The organism is Kitasatospora sp. UYEF31 (assembly GCF_057291755.1).
In genome coordinates this window covers 16123-38298 of record NZ_JBXAWK010000059.1, presented here as the reverse complement: position 1 = coordinate 38298, position 22176 = coordinate 16123, and the positions used below count along the sequence as shown (strand labels likewise).

At 69.5% G+C, this 22176-nt stretch carries 20 protein-coding genes; 15 read left to right on the top strand and 5 right to left on the bottom strand.

Features of this window, described 5'->3' with window-relative positions:
- Positions 1 to 224 precede the first annotated feature (224 nt).
- Positions 225 to 1703, top strand: a complete 1479-nt coding sequence (locus AC0Z36_RS24160) for an AAA family ATPase (RefSeq protein WP_485465131.1) — start codon at positions 225 to 227, stop codon at positions 1701 to 1703.
- Positions 1704 to 1946: 243 nt separating this feature from the next.
- Here the strand turns inward: AC0Z36_RS24160 and AC0Z36_RS24155 are convergent, their stop codons facing one another.
- A complete protein-coding gene (locus tag AC0Z36_RS24155) occupies positions 1947 to 4073 on the bottom strand; it encodes a S9 family peptidase (RefSeq protein ID WP_485465130.1) in 2127 nt (708 codons plus the stop codon).
- 273 nt (positions 4074 to 4346) lie between these two features.
- On the opposite strand from AC0Z36_RS24155, the gene AC0Z36_RS24150 reads away from it, so the two are divergent.
- The 5 genes from AC0Z36_RS24150 (at position 4347) to AC0Z36_RS24130 (ending at position 11030) form a co-directional block, all read left to right on the top strand.
- A complete protein-coding gene (locus tag AC0Z36_RS24150; protein WP_485465129.1) occupies positions 4347 to 4559 on the top strand; it encodes a hypothetical protein in 213 nt (70 codons plus the stop codon).
- 109 nt (positions 4560 to 4668) lie between these two features.
- On the top strand, positions 4669 to 5559 hold the full coding sequence (mshB, locus tag AC0Z36_RS24145; RefSeq protein ID WP_485465128.1) for an N-acetyl-1-D-myo-inositol-2-amino-2-deoxy-alpha-D-glucopyranoside deacetylase: 891 nt from the start codon (positions 4669 to 4671) through the stop codon (positions 5557 to 5559).
- Positions 5556 to 5951: a DUF6113 family protein gene (locus AC0Z36_RS24140; RefSeq protein WP_485465127.1), complete on the top strand. Its 396-nt coding sequence runs from the start codon at positions 5556 to 5558 to the stop codon at positions 5949 to 5951. Before mshB ends, AC0Z36_RS24140 begins: the two co-directional genes overlap by 4 nt.
- Positions 5952 to 6451: 500 nt before the next feature.
- Positions 6452 to 9430: a VanW family protein gene (locus AC0Z36_RS24135; protein WP_485465126.1), complete on the top strand. Its 2979-nt coding sequence runs from the start codon at positions 6452 to 6454 to the stop codon at positions 9428 to 9430.
- 211 nt (positions 9431 to 9641) lie between these two features.
- A complete protein-coding gene (locus AC0Z36_RS24130; RefSeq protein WP_485465125.1) occupies positions 9642 to 11030 on the top strand; it encodes a chitinase in 1389 nt (462 codons plus the stop codon).
- A 15-nt stretch (positions 11031 to 11045) separates the two neighbouring features.
- Here AC0Z36_RS24130 and AC0Z36_RS24125 read toward each other — a convergent pair whose 3' ends face one another.
- Positions 11046 to 12053 carry a GNAT family N-acetyltransferase gene (locus AC0Z36_RS24125; RefSeq protein ID WP_485465124.1) on the bottom strand — a complete coding sequence of 336 codons (1008 nt, stop codon included), beginning with the start codon at positions 12051 to 12053 and terminating at the stop codon, positions 11046 to 11048.
- Between the two features lie 298 nt (positions 12054 to 12351).
- On the opposite strand from AC0Z36_RS24125, the gene fdxA reads away from it, so the two are divergent.
- The 7 genes from fdxA to AC0Z36_RS24090 all read left to right on the top strand — a co-directional run bounded on the left by fdxA (position 12352) and on the right by AC0Z36_RS24090 (position 18122).
- Positions 12352 to 12678, top strand: coding sequence for a ferredoxin (gene fdxA, locus AC0Z36_RS24120; protein ID WP_485465123.1), 327 nt, complete (start codon positions 12352 to 12354; stop codon positions 12676 to 12678).
- Between the two features lie 62 nt (positions 12679 to 12740).
- Entirely contained in the window at positions 12741 to 13826 is a 1086-nt protein-coding gene (gene dapC / locus AC0Z36_RS24115; protein WP_485465134.1) for a succinyldiaminopimelate transaminase, read from the top strand.
- A 121-nt stretch (positions 13827 to 13947) separates the two neighbouring features.
- Entirely contained in the window at positions 13948 to 14271 is a 324-nt protein-coding gene (locus AC0Z36_RS24110; protein WP_485465122.1) for an AbrB/MazE/SpoVT family DNA-binding domain-containing protein, read from the top strand.
- Positions 14271 to 14564, top strand: coding sequence for a hypothetical protein (locus AC0Z36_RS24105; protein ID WP_485465121.1), 294 nt, complete (start codon positions 14271 to 14273; stop codon positions 14562 to 14564). The genes AC0Z36_RS24110 and AC0Z36_RS24105 overlap by 1 nt, the downstream gene beginning before the upstream one ends.
- Positions 14565 to 14656: 92 nt before the next feature.
- The gene (gene dapE / locus AC0Z36_RS24100; RefSeq protein WP_485465120.1) at positions 14657 to 15724 is read left to right on the top strand and encodes a succinyl-diaminopimelate desuccinylase; all 1068 of its coding nucleotides are present in this window, start codon (positions 14657 to 14659) and stop codon (positions 15722 to 15724) included.
- Positions 15725 to 15764: 40 nt separating this feature from the next.
- Positions 15765 to 16535 (top strand): LOG family protein, encoded by a 771-nt coding sequence (locus tag AC0Z36_RS24095; protein WP_485465119.1) that lies wholly within the window; start codon positions 15765 to 15767, stop codon positions 16533 to 16535.
- Positions 16536 to 16679: 144 nt separating this feature from the next.
- The gene (locus tag AC0Z36_RS24090; RefSeq protein ID WP_485465118.1) at positions 16680 to 18122 is read left to right on the top strand and encodes an alkaline phosphatase PhoX; all 1443 of its coding nucleotides are present in this window, start codon (positions 16680 to 16682) and stop codon (positions 18120 to 18122) included.
- A 101-nt stretch (positions 18123 to 18223) separates the two neighbouring features.
- Here the strand turns inward: AC0Z36_RS24090 and folP are convergent, their stop codons facing one another.
- The gene (gene folP / locus AC0Z36_RS24085; RefSeq protein ID WP_485465133.1) at positions 18224 to 19036 is read right to left on the bottom strand and encodes a dihydropteroate synthase; all 813 of its coding nucleotides are present in this window, start codon (positions 19034 to 19036) and stop codon (positions 18224 to 18226) included.
- Positions 19037 to 19262: 226 nt separating this feature from the next.
- Here folP and AC0Z36_RS24080 point away from each other — a divergent pair, with 226 nt between their 5' ends.
- Positions 19263 to 19649 (top strand): DivIVA domain-containing protein, encoded by a 387-nt coding sequence (locus AC0Z36_RS24080; protein ID WP_485465117.1) that lies wholly within the window; start codon positions 19263 to 19265, stop codon positions 19647 to 19649.
- Positions 19650 to 19713: 64 nt separating this feature from the next.
- On the opposite strand, the gene AC0Z36_RS24075 is transcribed toward AC0Z36_RS24080, so the two are convergent.
- Entirely contained in the window at positions 19714 to 20502 is a 789-nt protein-coding gene (locus AC0Z36_RS24075; RefSeq protein WP_485465116.1) for an enoyl-CoA hydratase-related protein, read from the bottom strand.
- Positions 20503 to 20875: 373 nt separating this feature from the next.
- On the opposite strand from AC0Z36_RS24075, the gene AC0Z36_RS24070 reads away from it, so the two are divergent.
- Positions 20876 to 21043, top strand: coding sequence for a DUF3117 domain-containing protein (locus AC0Z36_RS24070; protein ID WP_485465115.1), 168 nt, complete (start codon positions 20876 to 20878; stop codon positions 21041 to 21043).
- Between the two features lie 289 nt (positions 21044 to 21332).
- Here the strand turns inward: AC0Z36_RS24070 and AC0Z36_RS24065 are convergent, their stop codons facing one another.
- A complete protein-coding gene (locus tag AC0Z36_RS24065) occupies positions 21333 to 21968 on the bottom strand; it encodes an O-methyltransferase (RefSeq protein ID WP_485465132.1) in 636 nt (211 codons plus the stop codon).
- Positions 21969 to 22176: the final 208 nt, after the last annotated feature.

The following is a 22176-nucleotide window of genomic DNA, read 5'->3' as shown; positions in this document are numbered from 1 at the left end:
GCATTTACCACCACCGTCCCGCCCTAACGGTCCGCCCCCACCGCCCCCCCGGGCTGCACGCACACCCCCACAATTTTTTTGGCGCGAGGGTGGGCGCCCCCGGCCCCCCCGCGGCGGCCCCGGGGCCGACAAGCGTCGCAGAAGCTTGTGGTAACTCTGCGTGTTTGTAGTTTTACGGGACTACACTTCCCGGAAGTACACTCCCGTGAGCTGGTGATGCCGGTATGGATAGACCCAAGGACATGTTCGACCGCGAGTTCGAGTGGGCGGCATTGGCCCGGTTCGCGCAGAACGATCAGCCTGGCGCGACGCTCGGCGTGGTATCCGGTCGCCGCAGACAAGGCAAGACCTTCCTGCTCGATGCCCTCTGCCAGCAGACGGAGGGCTTCTACTTCGCCGCCACGGAGGCGACTGAGGCGGAGTCCTTGCGCAGGCTGGGGGAGGCGCTCACCGAGTATCAGGAGGCTCCGTCGCCGGTGAGGTTCGAGAACTGGTTCGAGGCCGTCGACGCGTTGCTTGCGCTCGGTCGTGAGCGGCCGGTACCCGTAGTCATCGACGAGTTCCCCTACTTGGTGCGGGCCAGCCCAGCGCTGCCGTCGATCATTCAGGCGGCCTACGGCCCGTTGCGTACCCAGCGCACGGAATCCCGGATTCGACTGCTGCTGTGCGGATCGGCGATGTCCTTCATGGGCCGGATTCTGTCCGGCAACGCCCCCTTGCGTGGACGCGCGGGTCTCGAACTGGTCGTCCAGACGCTCTCTCACCGGCTGGCCGCTGAATTCTGGGGTATCACCGATCACCGGCTGGCCGCCATGGTGAACGCAGTGGTGGGCGGGACGCCGGCGTATCGGCGTGAGTTCACTGAAGGGGATGTGCCCTCCGGGTTGGACGATTTTGACGACTGGGTCGTCCGCGCGGTGCTCGATAAAGGGCGTCCGTTGTACCGGGAAGCGCGCTACCTCCTTGCAGAGGAGCCTGACCTGCGGGATTCGGGGCTCTACCACTCAGTGTTGGCGGCCATCGCCGAAGGGAATGCGACCAGGGGTGGGGTCGCCGGCTATCTGGGACGTAAGAGCGATGACATCGCGCATCCGTTGAACGTTCTGGAGGACGTCGGGTTCATCTCCCGGGAGGCGGATGCGTTCCGGGACAACCGGACGCAATACCGCGTCACCGAACCGCTGGTGACCTTCTATCACGCGGTCATGCGGCCGTCCTGGTCCGAGTTGGAACGGCCTGGCCGCGCCGCCGGTCGGGTGTGGCAGCGGAGTCAGCGCCGGTTCATGAGCAATGTCATGGGCCCGCGTTTCGAAACGATCTGCCGAGACTGGGCGATGGACCATGCGCCGCCGAGTCTTTTCGGTGACTACGCGAACCAGGTCGCGACCGGGACCGTGGCCGAACCTGCCCGCAAGACGAATCACGAGGTGGATGTCGTGGTGATCGGAGACGGCGACGGGCAACGTCGACCACTGTTGTCGATCGGTGAGGTCAAATGGGGTGACGTGATGGGCAAAGGGCACCTCGAACGCCTCCGGCACATCAAATCGCTTCTCGCCGGAAGCAAACGTTACGACGTTTCGGAGACCCGCCTCGCCTGTTACTCGGGGGTGGGGTTCACCGATGAACTCCGGGGGATGGCGGACAAGGGCGATGTCGTCCTTGTCGGGCTTGATGATCTCTACGGTGCCGGCCAGAAGTGATCGCGCAGAGAATGTGAAGACGTAGCGGTGCCTCGGCCCTTCCTCCGCCCCCGCAGCCACTGCGTGGAGTACGGCGTAGTGCAGGGCGCTGCCACTGGGCCTTCCGCGACGAACGCAGACAAACTTCCTATTTAGTAGGCATTGGTGCATACCAAATAGGCATTATGCATCTGAATAAGCCGGAAACGCTGTTGGGGCGCACTCCTCAAGGAGTGCGCCCCAACAGTCTTGCCAGGCTGTTGCTCAGTTGGTCCCGAGTGCCTGCTTCAAGAAGTCCACCTGCAACAGCAGCAGGTTCTCCGCCACCTCTTCCTGCGGGGTCATGTGTGTGACACCCGACAGGGGGAGGACGGTGTGCTGGCGGCCGGCGGCCAGCAGCGCCGAGGACAGGCGCAGAGTGTGCGCCGCCACGACGTTGTCGTCGGCCAGGCCGTGGATGATCATCAGGGGGCGGTTGGGCTCCTCGGTCGGGCCCAGCTCGACACCCTCGACAAGCGAGTTCTGCGCGTACACCTTCGGCTGTTCCTGTGGCGTGCCCAGGTAGCGCTCGGTGTAGTGGGTGTCGTACAGCGCCCAGTCGGTCACGGGAGCGCCGGCCACCGCGGCGTGGAAGACGTCGGGGCGGCGCAGGACGGCCAGCGCGGCGAGATAGCCGCCGTACGACCAGCCGCGGATGGCGACCCGGCGGGTGTCCATGTAGCCGCGGTGCACCGACAGCGCGTCCAGTGCTTCGATCTGGTCGCGCAGGGTGGAACCGGCGAAGTCGTGGCGGACGGACTTCTCGTAGTCGGGACCGTAGTGCGGGGTGCCCCGCCCGTCCGCGACGATTACGCAGAAGCCCTGGTCGGCCAGCCACTGCGAGGACAGGTGGGCGTTCTGCGCGGCGACGACGCGCTGACCGTGCGGACCGCCGTACGGGTCCATCAGGACCGGAAGGCGCACCTTCGACGCCGGGTCGAACCCGGTGGGCAGCAGGACCGCGCACGGGATGTCGCGCTCGCCGACGGCGATGAGTTCGACGTTCGCCCGGATGACCGGTGTGGCCGCGTACGAGGCGATCTCGCCGACGAGGGCGCCCTGGTGAGTGACCGTCACCTGCGCGCCGAAGCGGTCGAGCGTGGCGGCGACGGTCACGGTGGTGTCGCCTGAGCGGACCGCCGAGTACACGCCGGGCCCCTCCGTGGAAAGGCGGCTCACGCCGTCGGCCGACACGCTGTAGAGGTGGATCTCGCCGGTCTCGTGGTCGTCGGCGTCGACGCCCGCGGACGCGCCGATCAGGACGTCCGTGTCGGTGATGTCGAGGATCGACCGCACGTGCAGCTGGCGGTCCGTCAGCTCCCGGTCTCCGACGACCAGGCGGCGCGCGCCGTCGCGGTCGGTCAGCCGTACGAGACGCCCGTCGGGGGTCCAGGCGGGCACGCCGTTGACGATGTCGATCCACGCGGGGTCGGTCTCGGTGTGCACTTCGCGGGTCGCGCCGGACGTGGTGTCGACGGCCAGCGTCCGCTGGGTCTTCTGGTCGCGGGCCATCACCGAGAGCAGTGCGGCACCGCCACCCGACCAGTGGACGGTCACGAGATAAGGGAACGCGGCCCGAGCCCAGGAGATTTCCGTACGATCGCCGTTTTCGACGTTGATCACGTATGCCGTGACCTCGGCGTTCGGTGTCCCCGCGGCCGGATAGGCGACCTCGTGCGCGGGGCGGCCCGGGTTCGCCGGGTCGGCGATCCACCAACGCTGCACGGGGGATTCGTCAACCCTCGTGGCGATGACGGACGTGCCGTCCGGCGACCACCAGTAGCCGCGGTGGCGGGACATCTCCTCGGCGGCGATGAACTCGGCTGTACCCCAGGCGACATCATCGCCGTCGGGCTCGGCGAGCGCGCGGTCGTCCGATCCTTCGGCGTTGACGACGCGCAGCGAACTCCCGGACGCGTAGGCGATGTGACGGCCCGTCGGGGACGGACGCGGGTCGATCACCGGCCCCGGAACATCAAGTTCGCGCACCTCGCCGGACTTCAGGTCGGCTGCGAACAGCCGCCCCGACAAGGTGAAGGCGGCGGACGATCCTTCGCCGTCCAGGGCGTAGCCGACGATCCCCGCCGAGCCCTCGCGGGTGCGTTCGCGACGGGCGCGCTCCTGCGCGGACTGCTCCTCGCCGCCGGAGCCGAGCAGTTCGTCCGGATCGGCGATCAGGCGCTCGGTGCCGGTGGCGACGTCGTACGTCCACAGGCAGGTGGTGCGGTCCTCACCGCCCCGGGACCGCAGGAAGGCGACGGTGCCTCCGGCGATGCTGAAGGACCGTGGCGCACCGAAGGTGAACCGCTGGGTGCGGGCTGTCTGCCGGGGGAAAGTGATCTCCGCGCTCATCAGGCCAGCGTACGGCTTGACCCGTTCGGCGGCGGCTCGCGATGAAGATCAAAAAGCGCGGGACGATCACTACCGCACGCCCCCTGAACGGGTGAACACATTTCGTGATCATGCCATTACGGTCGGTGGAGAGGTTGGGCTGATCGGACGCGTTCCGCACCCGAGCGGCCAGATGTCCGGGCATATGACCTGCCCGGACGCCTGATCGGCAGACACTCTCCGACGGTCCGGCCCCACCTGACACACCCCTTCAAGCACGGGAGGTGCGTGACTGTGGCGCTCTCCATTTCCTCAGTCCTGTTTCTGGCCGCCGTCGTCTTCTTCCTGGTCCGCAAAGCCGACCTCAAGCCCGTCCACGCGGTGGTCTGCCTCCTGCTCGGCTTCTACCTCTCCTCGACCTCCGTCGCCCCGACGATCAGGGACGCGAGCACGAACTTCGCGAACATGGTGGGCGGCATCGACTTCGGGGACCACAACGTCCACTGACCGCACAGCATCCACTGACCGCACAGCACCCGCGGACCGCACAGCACCCACTGACCGCACAGTGGGGGAGCCCGGGCCGATGTCCGGGCTCCCCCGTACGCTGACGCTCATGACCGCCGCATCCGACGCGCCGCTGCGCGTCCTCTTCGTCCATGCCCACCCCGACGACGAGGTCATCAACAACGGGGCCACCATGGCCCGCTACGCCGCCGAAGGCGCGCACGTCACCCTGGTGACCTGCACCCTCGGGGAATACGGCGAAATCCTGGTGCCCGAGCTCACCCACCTGGCCTGGGACCAGGAGGACCGGCTCGGCGAGCACAGGATGACCGAGATGGCCGACTCCATGAAGGCGCTCGGCGTCACCGACCAGCGCTACCTCGGCGGGGCAGGACGCTACCGCGACTCCGGAATGATGGGTGAGCCGTCCAACGACGATCCCCGCACGTTCTGGCAGGCCGACACGGACGAAGCCGCGTCGCACCTGGTGCCGGTCGTCCGCGAACTGCGCCCGCAGGTCCTGGTCGTCTACGACTCCAACGGCGGCTACGGCCACCCCGACCACATCCAGGCGCACCGGGTCGGCCTGCGGGCCGCGGACCTCGCCGCCGACGCCTCGTACGGCACGGGTGAGGTCTGGGAGATCCCGAAGACCTACTACAACCGGATGCCGAAGTCCGTGATGCTCGCCGGGCTGGAGAGCATGAAGGCGGCCGGCAAGGAAGTTCCGTTCGACGTCGTGGACATCGACAAGTTCACCTTCCTGGTCGACGACGCGGTGATCACCACTGCGATCGACGGGGCCGCCCATCTGGAGAACAAGGCCGCGGCGATGAAGGCCTACCCCACGCAGATCGCCGCTGACAACGAGTTCTTCGCGCTGTCGAACAACATCGGGCAGAGCATCATGGCCGTCGAGCACTACGAGCTGGTGCGTGGCGTCAAGGGCCCGGTCGGCGACGACGGCCGGGAGAACGACATCTTCGCCGGGCTGCGGTGAACCTGCCCCTGACCGGCCGGATCGCCCTGTACACGGGGCTGTTCGCACTCGGCGTCGTCGTGGCCGTGCTCGGCTGCTTCGCGCAGGGCGCCTACCTCCCGGCCGGGCTCATCGTGGCGCTGCTCGGCGCGGGCGGGCTGTTCCTGGGCGCGGGCGCGCTGACGAAGTCGAAGGCCGGGTCGGGCTCGGCGGTGGCCGGCTGGGTGCTCACCGTCATGTGGCTGTCCGGCTGGACGAAGCCGGAGGGGGACTGGCTGCTCGCCAACGGTTTCTCGTCGTACGCCTTCCTGCTCGGCGGGACGGTCCTCGGGATCGGCGCGGCGATGCAGCCGTGGGGCGGGCCGGCGGGGTCCGCAGCGCCGGGGCTGCTGCTGTCGGGTGAGAAGAAGTAGCCGCGCGGTAGTAGGCAGGCGCTTTCGGCTTCGCCGCGCGCGTCGATCATGCTCGGAACGCAATGAATTGATCTGTGACACAACGTTCCGAGCATGATCGGCGCCGTTCGCGCGGGCCTCTCGCTGGTTCCGTGCTGACTTTTACCGCCGGAACATGCGCCCATGCAGGTGAAGTCCTATGACTCCCCCTTTCGGGTGAAAAGAAAGAGATCCGCGACAGTCGGTCTTGACCGCGGGTGATTCTCGACGGGTCCCGGGGCGTAACTGTGCATCGGTGCGGCCGTTGAGCTAGGTGAGCGGCGCATCGACCGTGCCGCCCCCCGCTCCGTCCAACGGCGGATGTCGTTTCCACAAGTGCCCGCAGGCTGGTTCGACTGAACTGGGCCGGCGGGGCGTGCGGAGGCCGCCGGGAGCGGTGTCGTCACGCCGTCCGGGCGCACGCTCCACCCAGCCGGTGTGGAACGGCCGAGGATCGCAACCCGTCGGAAGAGCCCTTAGTCGTGAGCAACGACCATCCCACCAGGCCGTCCACGCTGCCCGGATCCGGTTCGTCTGAGGACGTCGGTGGGGAGCACCGCCACCGGGGGCTGCCCGCCGCCCCGGAGGCGAGTGTGCCACCCGACGATCCCGCGCGGATCGACTTCGGTTCGTGGTTCGACGAGGACCCGGCGACTTCTCCGGCCGCGTCCCCTGAGCCCGTCGCGCCGCCGGTGGAGCAGTCCCCGACGCGGTCCGGCGCTTCCGGTGCGTCCGGTGCCGACCCCGGCGGGGACGGCCTGCCACCGTTGGAGGAACTGCTGCGGCAGTTCGGCCCGCCGCCGTCGCAGTTGTCACCGCAGGAGCCCACAGCACAGAGCAGCAGCCAGAGTCTCAGTCAGGGCCGGAACCAGAACCTGGGCCGGGACCTGGACGAGGACCAGGCCCCGGGGTCCGGACCGGACTCGTCCGGGCCGGCTCCGCCCGGGGGCACTCCGTACGACGGCTCCCTCCCGGCGACACCCGGATACGACCAGCCTTCGTACACCCGGCCGTCCTACGACCCGGCGCCGTTCGAGCGACCTTCGTCTGAGCAGCCTGCGTTCGAGCAGTCGGCTTACGATCCGGCCGGGTCCGGCCGGACTTCCTATGATTCACCGGCGTACGGGACACCGGCTTCCGGCTATGAGCCGCCGGAGGCCTATGAAACGTCAGCGGCGCGTGAACCGTCGGCGGGTTACGTGCCGGAGCCCGCGGATCCGCTTGCGGCCGGCTTGGGGGCCGCCGAACCCGAACCGCCCAAGCGCCGGTCGCTGATCACCGCGTTCGGGAGTCCGGCGGCCCCGGCGCCGGGGCCGCCGCAGGCCGGGGAGGCACCTGCCGACTACCGGTCCTACCAGCGGGACGACCAGGATCCGGACGCCGGGCAGATGATGACGACCCGGGTCTCCATCAAGATTCCGGGTTCGCGGCCCATTCCGCCGGTGGTGCTGCACGGCCAGGCGCGGATCGAACAGGGCGGTGGCGGCGGTGCCGGCTACGAGCCGCAGACGCAGTCCCACGCGCTGGACGGCTCGGACATCGGCGACTGGGCGAACGCGGACCCGGACAACCCGGCTGACCCGGACGCGGCCGGTGCGCGGACGCGCGCCGGACAGCAGAAGGCGCGCAGCGGGCGGGCCGTTCCCCACCACGCCAAGCGCCGCCGCCCGCTGGTGATCCTGCTGGCCGCCGTCCTCGCGGTGTTCGGCGGGCTCTACGGCGCATCGGTCGCCTACGCCGGGGGAGGGGTGCCGCGCGGCACCACGGTCCTGGGCGTCGACATCGGCGGCCAGACCCGCGACGCGGCGACCCGCATCCTGCAGGAGCGGCTCGGCGCCCAGGCCTCCGGTCCTTTGCCGGTCCGGTTCGGGGATAAGGACCTGCTGCTCGATCCGCCCAGCGCGGGGCTCCTGTTCGACATCCGCGGGACGGTCGAGCGGGCGGCGTACCGGAGCAAGAACCCGGTCAAGTCCATCTCCGGTCTGTTCGGTGTGCCGCAGTCCGTCGTGCCGGTCGTCATCAAGGACCCGGTCAAACTGGCCGCGGCCCTCGACCAGCTGGCAGTCGGAGCGGGCGGCGAACCGGCCGAAGGCGGCGTGAAGTTCAACGGCGGCACCGCGACCCCGGTCTACCCGAAGGCGCATCCGGTCCTCGACACCCCCAACGCGGTCACCGCGGTCGGGAACAGTTACCTGACCGGCGGGAAGGCCGTACCGGTCACGCTTCCGACGCGGCTTTCGCAGCCGAAGGTCAGCACGGCGGAAGTGGACCGGGCGCTGCGGGAGTTCGGTGTCCCGGCGATGTCGGGCCCGGTCACCCTCACCACGGGGTCCAAGTCACTCAAGCTCACCCCCGAGGTGATCGCGAAGTACCTGACGATGGAGGCCGATCCGAACGGCCGGCTGGTCCCGAAGACCGACACGGAGGGCCTGCAGAAGGAACTCGGCGAGACATTCTCGTCGGTTGGCGAGAAGCCGCAGGACGCCACGTTCAAGGTGGTCAACGGCAAGCCGCAGCTGGTGCCTTCGAAGGCGGGCCGCGGTGTGTCGGGGGCCACCGCGGCCGAAGCACTGCTGTCGGTGCTGACGAAGGACAGTGACCGCAAGGTCAAGGTGCAGCTCGGCCCGGTCGAGCCCGGACTGACCACCGCGCGGGCGCAGGCACTCGGCATCGCCGACGTGATGTCGTCGTATACGACGAACTACCCTTACGCCGCCTACCGCCTGACGAACATTCACCGGGCTGCCGATCTGATCGACGGCTCGGTTGTCATGCCCGGCGAGACCTGGAGCCTGAACGAAACAGTCGGCGAGCGTACGGCGGGGAACGGCTTCGCCAAGGGCACGGTCATCAACCAGGGCCGGTTCCAGACCGACTTCGGCGGTGGTGTCTCGCAGGTCGCGACCACAGCCTTCAACGCGGTGTTCTTCGCCGGGCTGCAGGACGTGCAGCACCGGCCGCACAGCTTCTGGATCGAGCGCTACCCGGCCGGACGGGAGGCCACCGTGGCCTGGCCGACGCTGGACATGAAGTTCCGCAACGACTCCAACAAGCCGGTGTACATCGACACTTCGTACACCGACTCCTCGGTGACCGTGGCGATGCTCGGGACGAAGGTCTACGACGAGGTGAAGGCGACCAGTTCGGGCAAGTACAACCTGGTGCAGCCCAAGTCGGTCAACGACACCAGCGCCACCTGTGTGCCGCAGGGCCCGACCCAGGGCTTCAAGATCGACGTGACCCGGCTGTTCATCAAGGGCGGGAACACAGTCAAGCGGGAGAAGTTCCACACCGACTACGACCCCGCGGACTCGATCACCTGCGGGCCGGCCCCGGCCGGTGCGGCGGCCGGTGCGGCAGGCCCGTCCAGCGCACCGCCGAGCCCCAGACCGGCCGACAACGGCCAGCAGCCGGCCCCGGCCGCCAATCCGGGCGGACTGTCGCAACTGGGCGACGAGTAGTCCGTACGAGATCGTCCGACGGGACCGGGAGCGCACCGCTCCCGGTCCCGTCCCGCGTTCGCTCCGGGCCGCCCGGCCGTGGCGGCGCAGGGTTGGAGCGGATCGGCGATAGAGTCGCCGTCTGACGGCTACGGAACGGCCGGCACACCCGCAGGATCAGCTGTTCCGTCACCCCCCCCAGCCGCTGCAATCCCCGTCCCGGAGGCCGACCATGAGGTGGCATCGGGAGTCCGGGCACACCACGGACCCCGCGTCGCCCGCCGGACCGCTCAACGCCGAAGCCGCCGAGACCGCAGACCGGCCGCCGCAGCGCGCGCGGCACCGCGGGCGACCCGGGCGTCGGCGCGACTGGCTGCGCAGACTGCGGATACCCGCGGCGGCCACAGTCCTGGCAGCCACGCCGGCCCTCCTGGTCGTGCTCCTGTCCGGTAACGAGAACCCGACCGACGAGGTCCGCGCCGGAGCGGTCGGGTGCAGCTCCGACAACCGGGAGTGCGGAACCCCCGTAAGCGCCGATCCGGCCGGTGGCCGACGCGGCCAGGCCGTCGTCCCGCCCGGCCGGGCGCCGGACACCAGGACCACGGGCAGCAGCCGCGCCGTGAGCGGGTCACCCCGTACGTCCGTCGTCCCGTCGCCTTCCGGGACACCCACCACGTCCCCGACGGCGACCCCCGTCGCACCGGTGGGCACGGCCCCGCCCGGCGAGCGGCACAGTTCCCCGTACGTCGACATGACCCTCGGCGGCGGCCCCGAAGCGCTGCGCACCCTCAGCGTCACCGGCGTCCGCGACGCCACCCTCGCGTTCATCGTCGACGGCGGCGGCTGCCGCCCCATGTGGGGCGGCGTCACCCGGCTCGACGATCCGGCCACCAGCGGCCGGGTCAAGGAGATCCAAGCCGCGGGCGGGAAGGTGCGCATCGCCTTCGGCGGTACGGCCGGCACCGACCTGGCCGAATCCTGCGCCACACCCGCCGACCTGGCTGCCGCGTACGCCGAAGCGCTCGACGCGGCCGGCACCGACCGGGTCGAACTCAACGTGGACGGCCGGTCGCTTGCCCAGCCCGCGGCGGTCGAACGGCGGAACGCGGCGCTCAGACTGCTGCAGACACGGCGTCACGTCGACGTCGGCTACGCCCTGCCGGTCCTCCCCAGCGGGCTGACCGCGGAGGGCACAGCCCTGCTGCGCAACGCCGCGGCCCGGAACGTCGACGTCGGATACGTGAACCTCCTGGCGATGGACTACGGGCCGGTCGCCGCACCGCAGCCCCAGGGCCGGATGGGAGCGCACGCGGTCTCGGCCGCCCAGGGCGCTCAGGCCGTACTGCGTTCGGTGTGGCCGGAACTGACTGAGGCTCAGGCCTGGCAGCGGACCACAGTGACGGTGATGATCGGCCGCAACGACGTACCCGGCGAGGTCTTCACCGTCGGGGACGCCCGGCTCCTCACGGACTTCGCGGCCAGGCAGCACCCGGGCGGACTGTCCTGGTGGTCGGCCGCCCGGGACCGCTCGTGTGCGGCGGGCGCGCAGCTCACCGACCCCGGGTGTAGTGGGGTGGACCAGGAACCGGGCGCGTACGCCCGGATCCTCGGATCCTACTGACCGGATTCCCGGGCTCTACCGAAGTGTCCGGTAGTGGTAGCGGTGGTGGTCGATGAAGCCGAGGGAGTCGTACAGCGCGCGGGCCGGTTCGTTGTCCGCCTCCACCTGGAGCCAGGCCAGGGTCGCGCCCCGGGCCAGGGCCGCGTCGGTCAGCGCGCGCATCACCGCGCGGGCCAGGCCCTTACGGCGGCGGTCAGGGTCGACCTCGACGGCGGAGAAGCCCGCGTAACGGCCGACGACGGCGGCCCGGCCGATGGCCACCGGGAGATCGCTTCCAGCGGCGCGTACGACCGCGAAAAGGGTGCCGCGCGGTCCCGTGATGACATGCCGTACGGCGTCGGAGATCTCGGAGACGCGCTGGTAGCGGCGGAGCCAACCATCGGTCGGTTCACCGGTGATTTCGACCGCGTTCGTGCCCGCGTTCGTCTCAGTGGTCGTGCCCACGGTTTTATCCGGGGTCGGTTCGGTGCCGCCGAGGCGGTCGCGGACGGCTGCGAGCGGTGCGGTGCGGATCAGCGTCTCGGCCTCGGCCGCCCACCCCGCGGCGTCCAGGCTGAGGTCCACCGGACTGCCCTGGACGACCTGGAAGCAGGTGGGCAGGCCGCGTGCGGCGTACCACTTCCCGACCTCCTCGACGGCCTGTCCGAACGGCAGGCCCGGATCGCCGGCCGCCAGCACGGAGTTGGCGCGCCGGGTGAACCCGCCGGCTGCGCGCAGCAGCCATTCACCCAGGTCGTACGTGTCGACAGCCGGCCAGCTCGGGGCAGTGGCCCGCTGCAGGTCGGCGGGGGAGATCCGGGCCGCGCCACGCGCCGGGACCGGTGGCACGACTTTCGCCGCGACGACCTCGGACTCGGGCACCCGTACGACCGCGCCATCCTTGCGGGTGATCGTGAGTACGCCCTCGGTGAAACCGGTCAGTTCGCCGACGACATCGGTCAGCCGGGGCCCGCTTCCCGGCTCCGGGAGCGTGTGACGAACCGACACCCGCCTGCCGACGTCCTTGAGTGTGATCCGCTTCACGTTGTCCACCTCGTGGGATCTGACTGCCGAAAGCCACATTGATCTGCTGATATAGCCCTGGCCGAGAGTTATGCCACAGCCCCTGCTGTAGCCGACACGGCCGCACCGCGATACTAAAGGCGGGCATCATCGTTGCCGCTGGGGACACCGGGGGCTTCGGACAAACCCCGGACCCCGCTCACGCGCACTGTGGAGCGGAGGCGACGACCGGAGCGGTTCGTGCGGAACGAGCGAATCGTGCGGGGCGTGCCTCCGCAAAGCCGACAACACTGAGCACCGCCCCTGAGGAGGAATTGACGTGACCTACGTCATCGCGCAGCCCTGCGTCGACGTCAAGGACAAGGCCTGCATCGAAGAGTGCCCTGTCGACTGCATTTACGAGGGTGTGCGGGCGCTGTACATCCACCCCGACGAGTGTGTGGACTGCGGTGCCTGCGAGCCGGTCTGCCCCGTCGAGGCGATCTTCTACGAAGACGACACCCCGGATCAGTGGAAGGACTTCTACAAGGCGAACGTGGAGTTCTTCGACGACCTGGGCTCGCCCGGCGGCGCGTCGAAGATGGGGATGATCGACAAGGACCACCCGGTCATCACGGCACTCCCGCCGCAGGTCGAAGGCGCCTGAACACTGTGAGCACCACACACCCCGCGCCGTCCGCTCCCTACGGGGAGTGGGCGGCGCGTCGTATGTCGAACCGCCTCCCGGTGTTCCCGTGGGACCGTCTGGAGCCGCACAAGGCCGTCGCCGCCGGGCACCCCGGCGGCATCGTGGACCTGTCGGTGGGCACGCCCGTCGACCCGGTCCCGCAGTTCCTGCAGGACGCGCTGGCCGCGGCCGCGGACGCGCCCGGCTACCCCACGGTGTGGGGCACGGCCGGGCTGCGCGCGTCGGTGGCCGGTTGGCTGCACCGCCGCTTCGGCGTGACCGTGGGCCCGTCCGCGGTCCTGCCGGTCGTCGGGACGAAGGAACTGGTCGCCGCGCTGCCCGCGCAGCTGGGGCTCGGCGCCGGGGACATAGTCGTGCACCCCGAGCTGGCCTACCCGACGTACGACGTCGGCGCCCGCCTGGCCGGGGCCACCCCGGTCGCCTCGGACTCGACCGTCGCGCTCGGCCCGCAGCGGCCCGCCCTGGTGTGGCTGAACTCGCCGGCGAACCCGCACGGGCAGGTGCTGCCTGTCGAGCACCTGCGCAAGGTCGTGGAGTGGGCGCGGAGCATCGGCGCGTACGTCGTCTCCGACGAGTGCTACATCGAGCTGGGCTGGGAGGCCGAGCCGGTGTCGATCCTGCACCCCGACGTGTGCGGCGGCTCCCACGAGGGACTGCTGGCCGTGCACTCACTGTCTAAGCGGTCGAACCTGGCCGGATACCGGGCGGGCTTCGTCACCGGCGATCCGCTGGTGATCAAGGAGCTGCTCGGCATCCGGAAACACTCCGGGCTGATCGTGCCCAAGCCGGTGCAGGCCGCGATGCAGGCCGCGTTCGACGACGACGACCACGTCGCTGAGCAGAAGGCGCGGTACGCGGCCCGCCGCACCGCGCTGCGCGGCGCGCTGGAGTCGGCCGGGTTCCGGATCGACCACTCGGAGGCGAGCCTGTACCTCTGGGCGACCCGGGACGAGCCGTGCTGGGAGACGGTGGCGTGGCTGGCGGAGCGCGGGGTGCTGGTGGCACCCGGCGACTTCTACGGACCCAAGGGCGACCGGCACGTCCGGGTGGCGTTCACCGCTACTGATGAGCGGGTGGCGGCGGGTGTGGAGCGGCTGAAGGGCTGAGTGCGCAGCCTGTGTTCATCACGTACGGAAGACCTCGTGGAGATCTCCACGAGGTCTTCCGTACAAGATCGACGAAGATCCCTCCAGGACGACTTTCCTCCTAGTCGGCTAGTGTGGTTCCATGCCGGTCATCGACGCGCGTTCCCCGAAGCCACGACTGCTGACGACTTCCGTACGGAAGAAGGGCATCGTCACGATCCCTCAGGAGATCCGGGACGCCCTGCATCTCGAAGAGGGTGACCAACTGGTCGCTGCCATAGAGGACGGGCGGATCATCCTGATTCCCTCCGGGGTTATCCCGATGGACCAGGCATGGTTCTGGACACCTGACTGGCAGGTCGGAGAAGCGAAGGCCGATGAGGACGCAGCTGCCGGGCGTGGTGAGGTCTTCCTCAGCGGTGAGGACTTCCTGGCCGCTCTTGAAGAGCGGACCGGCGCGCACTGATGCCCACGTTCATCATGCTCGCGTCCTTCCTCCGGGACTGGCGCAGGCTTTCGACGGACCAGCAGATCGCCTTCCGCCGCGCGGTGGGCTTCCTGGTCGAGGACCTGAAGAGCGGCACCGGCTTCCGCAAAGGGCTGCGAGTCAAGAAGATGCAAGGTCACATTGACGTCTGGGAGATGTCCTGGGCTCCGGACGGTCGTGCGACCTTCCACTACGCGGACCCGGTCAAGGACGGCCGTCAGCATGTCGCCTGGCGGCGGGTGGGCACACACTCGATCTTCGCCCGCCCTTGATCGCCAGGATCGGGGAGCCCCGCTGACGGCCCGGCCCTGACCAGGGGGTCAGCGTCTGAGGGGGAGTTCAGGTGCCGTATAGGGTGAGGTGCATGGACGCTCCCCTCGACCTCAGCCAGGACGTTGTCTCCGTCACCGCGCGGATCGTCGACGTCTACTCGGTCAGCGGCGCGGAGAAAGCCCTCGCCGACCTGGTCGAGACCGCCCTGCGCGCCTACCCGCACCTGACGGTGGAGCGGGTCGGCAACAACGTCATGGCCCGTACGGAACTGGGCCGCGCGGAGCGGATCATGCTGGCCGGGCACCTGGACACCGTGCCGGTCGCGGACAACTTCCCGTCCCGCGTCGAGGGCCCGCTGATGTACGGCTGCGGCACCACCGACATGAAGGCCGGTGTCGCCGTCCAACTGCGCCTCGCCGCGGAACTGAGCGCCCCCAGCCGGGACATCACGTACGTCTTCTACGACCGCGAGGAGATCGAAGCCGTCCACAACGGTCTCGGTCACTTGGCCGTGAGCCACCCCGACTGGCTGAAGGCCGACTTCGCGGTGCTCCTGGAGCCCACCGGCGGGGTCGTCGAGGGCGGCTGCCAGGGGACCGTGCGGGTCAAGGTCAGGACATCAGGCGTACGGGCGCACTCCGCGCGGTCGTGGCTCGGCGAGAACGCCATCCACGCCGCCGCGCCGGTCCTCGCCCGGCTCCAGGCGTACCAGGAGCGGGACCAGCGGGTCCTCATCGACGGTCTGGAGTACCACGAGGGCCTGAACGCGGTCGCTATCGAGGGCGGCGTCGCGGGCAACGTCATCCCGGACGCGTGCGCGGTCACGGTGAACTTCCGCTTTGCGCCCAACCGTTCGGTCGAACAGGCCGTACAGCACGTCCGCGAGGTCTTCGACGGCTTCGACGTGCTCCTGACCGACTCGTCCGCCGGAGCGCTGCCGGGCCTGGACCTGCCCGCCGCCGCCGCGTTCATCGCAGCCGTCGGCGGCACCCCGCGCGCCAAGTACGGCTGGACGGACGTCGCCCGGTTCTCCGCCCTGGGCGTGCCCGCGGTCAACTACGGCCCCGGCGAACCCAACCTGGCGCACAAGCGCAGCGAGTACGTCGAGACCGCACTCATCGAGGCCGCCGAGGCGAGCCTGAAGAACTGGTTGGCGTAAATCAGTCCGTCGGGGATGAAGCCATGTCAACCTTGAGCGCATGGACGCGCGATACGGACAGCAAGAGCCCCCCGAGTTCGCCAGCCCGGGGGAGGTCGACGAGCTGCACCCTTCAGTGAGACACCTGGGCACCGAAGCCTGGCGGGTGCTGCGGATCCAGTCGGAGTTCGTCGAGGGCTTCGGCGCCCTCGCCGAGCTGGGCAGAGCGGTCAGCGTGTTCGGCTCCGCCAGAACACCCGCCGACAGCCCGGAATACGCCACGGGCGTCGCGGTCGGCAAGGCCCTCGCCGAGGCCGGCTACACGGTCATCACCGGCGGTGGCCCCGGTGCGATGGAGGCCGCCAACCGCGGGGCCCGCGAGGGCGGCGGCGTCTCGGTCGGCCTCGGCATCGAGCTGCCGTTCGAGAGCGGGCTCAACCCGTACTGCGACATCGGGCTGAACTTCCGCTACTTCTTCGCCCGCAAAACCATGTTCGTGAAGTACGCGCAGGGCTTTGTGGTCCTGCCTGGCGGCATCGGCACCCTCGACGAGCTGTTCGAGGCACTGACACTCGTGCAGACCCGGAAGGTCACCCACTTCCCGGTGGTGCTGATCGGCACCGAGTACTGGGGCGGACTGCTCGACTGGCTGCGGGACTCCGTGATCGCCCAGGGCAAGGCCTCAGCCAAGGACCTTGAGCTGTTCCAGGTCACCGACGACGTGTCCGAGGCGGTCCGGATCATCCGGCAGGGCGACGGCCTGCTCGACGAGGTCGAACTCCAAGTGGCGAAGGAGAAGGCGGCGGCCGAACGGCGGGCAGCCGGAAGCTGACCCTTCAGACCAGCCCGGCGGATGGATTTGAGCGGAAGAGTGCATTCACCCGTTTGATCCTGTTCATCATGCGGCTACCTGTGACCGGGAATGTGATGGGGACTCACCAGTCCCCTTCATATCTCCGGTCCCAGGAGTAAAAGCATGTCGCTGTCCCGTAGAGGTTTCCTTGGCCGGTCCGCCGTCGCCGGCACGGCTGTCGCATTCATCGGCAGTACACAGATGCTGACGGCCCAGTCCGCGTCCGCCGCCCCGGGCTCGGACGTGGACGCGCAGCGGCGCCCGTCCAAGGTCGGCTACGGGCCGCTTGTGCCCGACCCGGCCGGACGCCTCGCGCTCCCCGCCGGATTCGCCTACTCGGTCGTCACCCAGGCCGGTGTCACCAAGCTGGAGACCGGCGAGTTCACCCCCGGTGCCCATGACGGCACCGGCGCGTTCCGGATGCGCGGCGGCGGCACCGTGCTGGTCAACAACCACGAGATCCGCGAGCCGTTCGGGAAGATCGACCTCCCGGTGCCGCACCTGCCCGGCTATGTCTACGACCCGGGGGCGGCCGGCGGCTGCACCGTCGTGGAGACCGACCGGCACGGCCGCCGTGTGCGGGAGTACGTCGGCATCGCCGGCACCTCCACCAACTGCGCCGGCGGCGTCACCCCCTGGGACACCTGGCTGACCTGCGAGGAGACCGAGGCGCTGGCCGGCAAGGACGGCCTGACCAAGGACCACGGCTACGTCTTCGAGGTGGACCCGCACGACCGCCGGGCCAACCGCGACCCGAAGCCGATCAAGGCCCTGGGCCGCTACGCCCACGAAGCCGTCGTCGTCGACCCGGACCGCGGCCACTTCTACCTCACCGAGGACGCCAGCAAGCCCAACGGGCTGCTCTACCGCTGGACCCCGCCGCGCCACTGGCGCGCCGGGAGCGGCCAGCTGCGCCGCCTCGCCGACAACGCCGGAACGCTCTCGGCGATGAAGGCCGTGGACGCGTCCGGCAAGCACGTGGACGACCTGTCCCGCGCGGTCGAGATCGGTACGACGTACAAGGTCACCTGGGCCGACGTCCCCGACCGTGACGCGCGGACGGTCCCCGTACGCAAGCAGTTCACCGACACCCAGGTCACCCGGGCCCGCAAGCTCGAAGGCATCTGGTGGGCGGACAACGGCGCGTACATCGTCTCCAGCTTCGCCCGCACCGAGAGCCCCGGCGCGCAGCACGACGGGCAGATCTGGTTCTACGAGCCGCGGCGCGGCCGGCTGACGCTCAAGCTCCGCTTCGGCGTCAACACGACCCCCGACGTGGACGGGCCCTACGACGGCCCCGACAACATCAGCGTGTCCCCGTACGGCGGTGTGATCATCGCTGAGGACGGCGAAGGTGTGCAGCACCTGATCGGCGCCACCGACGACGGCCGGACCTACCCGGTCGCCCGCAACGACGCGAACATCGGCACCCCGGCCAAGCCGGAGTTCAGCGAGTTCACCGGCCCGGTCTACTCGGCGAACGAAGACGTGCTGTTCGCCAACGTGCAGACCCCGGGCACGATGTACGCGATCACCGGCCCGTGGAAGCGCCAGCCGGGCTGCTGAGTCTTTGCCGCGTGGATCATGTACAAAAGTCCGGCAAATCACCTGCCGAAGGGGCTTTTTGTACATGATCCACGTGTGTTTTCCACGTGTGCCGGGACGGGTCAGGCCAGCCCGCGGCGCGTGGCGGCGGGGGAGCGGGTGCCCTTGATGGTCGACACCATGTCCAGGACCTGCCGCGTCTCGGCGACCTGGTGGGCCCGGTAGATCCGCGCCCCCAGCCACGCCGAGACCGCGGTGGTGGCCAGCGTGCCCAGGAGCCGCTCGTTCACCGGGAGGTCCAGTGACTCGCCGACGAAGTCCTTGTTGGACAGGGACACCAGTACCGGCCAGTCCGTCGCGACCATCTCGCCCAGGCGGCGGGTGGCCTCAAGGGAGTGCCGGGTGTTCTTCCCGAAGTCGTGCGCCGGGTCGATGATGACCGCGTCGCGCCGGACGCCGAGGCCGACCGCGCGTTCGGCCAGTGCCGTGGTCGTCCTGAGGATGTCGGCCATCACATCCTCGTAGCCGACCCGGTGCGGCCGGGTCCGCGGCAGCGCCTTCCCGGCGTGCGCGCACACGATCCCTACGCCGTACCGCGCGGCGACCTCCGCGAGCTTCGGGTCGTGGCCGCTCCATGTGTCGTTCAGCAGGTCCGCGCCCACCTCGCAGACGGCCGCGCCGACCTCGTGCCGCCAGGTGTCGACGCTGATCACCACGTCCGGGTGCCGTCGGCGGACCTCGGCGACGAACGAGACCGTACGGCGGATCTCCTCGTCGACGTCGACATCCTCCCCGGGCCCCGCCTTGACCCCGCCGATGTCGACGATGCCCGCGCCCTCGCGTACGGCCTTGTCCACGGCGGCCAGCGCGGGCTCGTCGGCGAAGGTCGAACCCTTGTCGTAGAACGAGTCCGGGGTCCGGTTGACGATTGCCATGATGACCAGCTCGTCGGGGCCGAACTCGCGCTTGCCGAGCCGCAGTGCCGTCGCCACCGGAGACCTCCTGGAGATGTTCAAGAACTGTCTGTCTGTGATCAGTCTCGCCGATCCCGCGCACCGAACCTGCGGACGAGTGGCCGATCGCCTGCCGGATCGTGGCACGATCGTGCCGAGGTAGTTGTTCTGGCGGGGCTGGTCTGGTGGGTCAAGGAGAGACGAACCGGTGTTTTGGATCCAACTGATCGTGGTGACCGCGGTCGTGTTCGTCGTCGCCGCGGTCGTCCTGGGGGCCGGTGGCTCGCTCACCGAACCGGTGACCGACCAGCCCGACCTGGTGCTCCCGCAGCACCGGCTGCTGACCGGGGAGGACGTTGACCAGATCCGCTTCCCGGTGGTCCTGCGCGGCTACCGGATGGGCGAAGTCGACGATGTGCTCGACCGGTTGGCCGCCGAACTGGCAGCCCGGGACGTGCGGATCATGGAGCTGGAGTACCGCCTGGGCGGTGTCCCGCCGGTGCGGTCGGCTGCCCCGGCCGCTCCTCCGGCCGTCACGGAGGAGCCGGTCGACAAGCCCGCGGAACCCGTTGACCTGGTGAAGCGCCCCCGGTAGTAACGATCTTGGGCTTTGCGGGACGTCCTCTGCCCCGGAAGGTCCAAGATCACCGCTGCGGCGCTCAGCGCCCGGTGAACCGCGGCTGCTGCTTCCGCACAAACGCCGTGACAGCGGTCCTGTGGTCCTCGGAGCTGCCCGCCCGCAGTTGGAGCTCATCCTCCTTGGCCAGGGTCTCCACCATGCCGTGGACGGCTCCGTAGGCCATGGCCTCCTTGACGGCTCCGTACGCGACCGTCGGGCCCTGCGCCAGACGCACCGCCAGCTCCCGGACGACCGACGCGAACTCCGCGGCGGGGACGACCTGGTTCGCCAGGCCGAGTGCCAGCGCCTCGGGGGCTTTGACCGTACGGGGGAGCATCATCAGTTCGGTCGCCTTGGCGTAGCCGACCAGGCGCGGGAGCGTCCACGCCGCACCGGAGTCCGCGGACAGCGCGACACCGGCGAAGGATGTGTTGAAGCCGGCGTTTTCCGCGACGATCCGGAGGTCGCACGCGAAGGCGATCGCCGCACCAGCCCCGGCGGCCACACCGTTCACTGCGGCCACAACAGGCTTGGCCATCGATGTGATCGCGGTCACTAGCGGGTTGTAGTGCTCGCGCACTGTGGCGAACGTCACTTCGGGGCTGATCTCAAGGAGTTCGATGTGCTGCTTGAGGTCCTGGCCGACGCAGAACGCCCGTCCTGTGCCGGTGATGACGACGCAGCGCACCGCGTCGTCGGCGCCGGCCCGCAGCACCGCGTCGCGCAGGGCGACCTTGGTGTCGGTGTCGAGGGCGTTCATCGCGTCCGGCCGGTTGATCGTGACGGTCGCCACCCCGTCCGCCACTTCGTACAAAACGTTGTCGGCCATGGCATCCTCCGGTGAAGTGTTCGGGTGGGCCCAGCATGCCCGACGGTGCGTCAGGTCTCCCGGCAGGGCCGCGCCGGTGTGACCTCCAGGGTCCCCGACGGGCCGGGCCACGACCCGGAGGGAAGCCGTCGAATGTTTCCGGACGGCCCCGGAAAAAGGAGATTCCGCACTCCCCGACACCGGCCGACAAGCGGTCTTACCGGCACGAATCCCTAGGTGCCGAAGTCGCCCCCGGCGGGGGTCCGGCACCCCCCGCGGACCTGATGTTGGTCAAGCGGGCATCGAATGCGGGATAATAGGGCCTGATCATTGCGCTCGAGATCCGGTGGACGTGTGGATCACCGGCGTGTCGAAATGCGGAAGGGGAACAAGCATGGCGGCCATGAAGCCGCGGACGGGCGACGGCCCGCTCGAGGTGACCAAGGAGGGGCGGGGCATTGTCATGCGCGTCCCGCTCGAGGGTGGCGGAAGGCTCGTTGTCGAGCTGACGCCCGACGAGGCCAGAGCGCTGAGCGAAGCGCTCACAGGTGCCGTCGGCTGAGTGGAACCTGCTGCTCGCGGTGCGGGTTTTAACAGATCCTCACCGCGGCCACGCCAGGTGCGAAGCTACAGCTATGCAAAGCGTGGATGGAAAGTGCAGTCCGGATGCCGTCAAAAGCATCCGGACTGTTCTGCTTTCCCGTCCGGTTTACGGCAGTTCCTTCGTACGGCCGCGCAGCCGCGCGCGGGGCTGTCCGGAGCGGCGCCGCAGCGGGTCCCCCCGTACGGCGCCTGGACTTTCCGGAGTTTCCCGGGCCGCCTGGAACAGGTCCTAGATTTTCAGTGGCCTTCTAGACGCGCCGCGCGGCACACAGCAGACCGCCGCCCACCGGCAGCAGCGCGGGCACCAGGGCCGGGTCCTCGCGGACCCGCAGGAGCAGGTCGCGCAGCGTCTGGGTCTCCGGGTCGTGCCGGGCCGGATCGGCCACCCGGTCCTGGTCGAGCACCCCGGCGAAGCACACCACGCCGCCGACCCGCAGAAGTCGCAGCGCCTCGGCGAAGTACTCCATGTACTCGCCCTTGTCGCCGTCGCAGAACACCACGTCGTAGCCGCCGTCGGCGAGCCGCGGCAGGACTTCCAGGGCCCGCCCGGGGATGAACCGGGCCCGGCCCGGCAGGTAACCCGCCTCCGAGAACGACTCCTTGGCCGCCCGCTGGTACTCCGGCTCCGGGTCGACCGTGGTCAGCACCCCGTCGGGACGCATCCCGCGCAGCAGGTAGAGCCCCGAAACCCCGGCCCCCGTGCCGATCTCCGCGACGGCGCGCGCGCCCGAGGTCGTGGCGAGCAGCCGCAGCAGCGATCCCGTACCCGGGCCGACCGCGGCCACACCCAGTTCCCAGGCGTTGCGGCGGGCCTGGCCGAGGATCTCGTCCTCGCCGGCGTACTCCTCCGCGAAGTCCTGGGCCGCCTGGCGGTTGCCGGTGATGACTGCCTCCTTCTGGGGTTGGTCCTACTCCGGGCAAAGAGTAGCGGCGCTGGATGTTGGACCTCCTGGAAGGCTGCCGAAGACTCCGGCTCTTCACCGCCGCACCGGGAACCCCGTGCGGTGCCGGGTCGTTGATCCCGAGTACGACAGGTAGGGAAGGTGTGCGCGGGTCGTCACGGACGCACTGCCGGCCGGAGTGGTCGTCCAG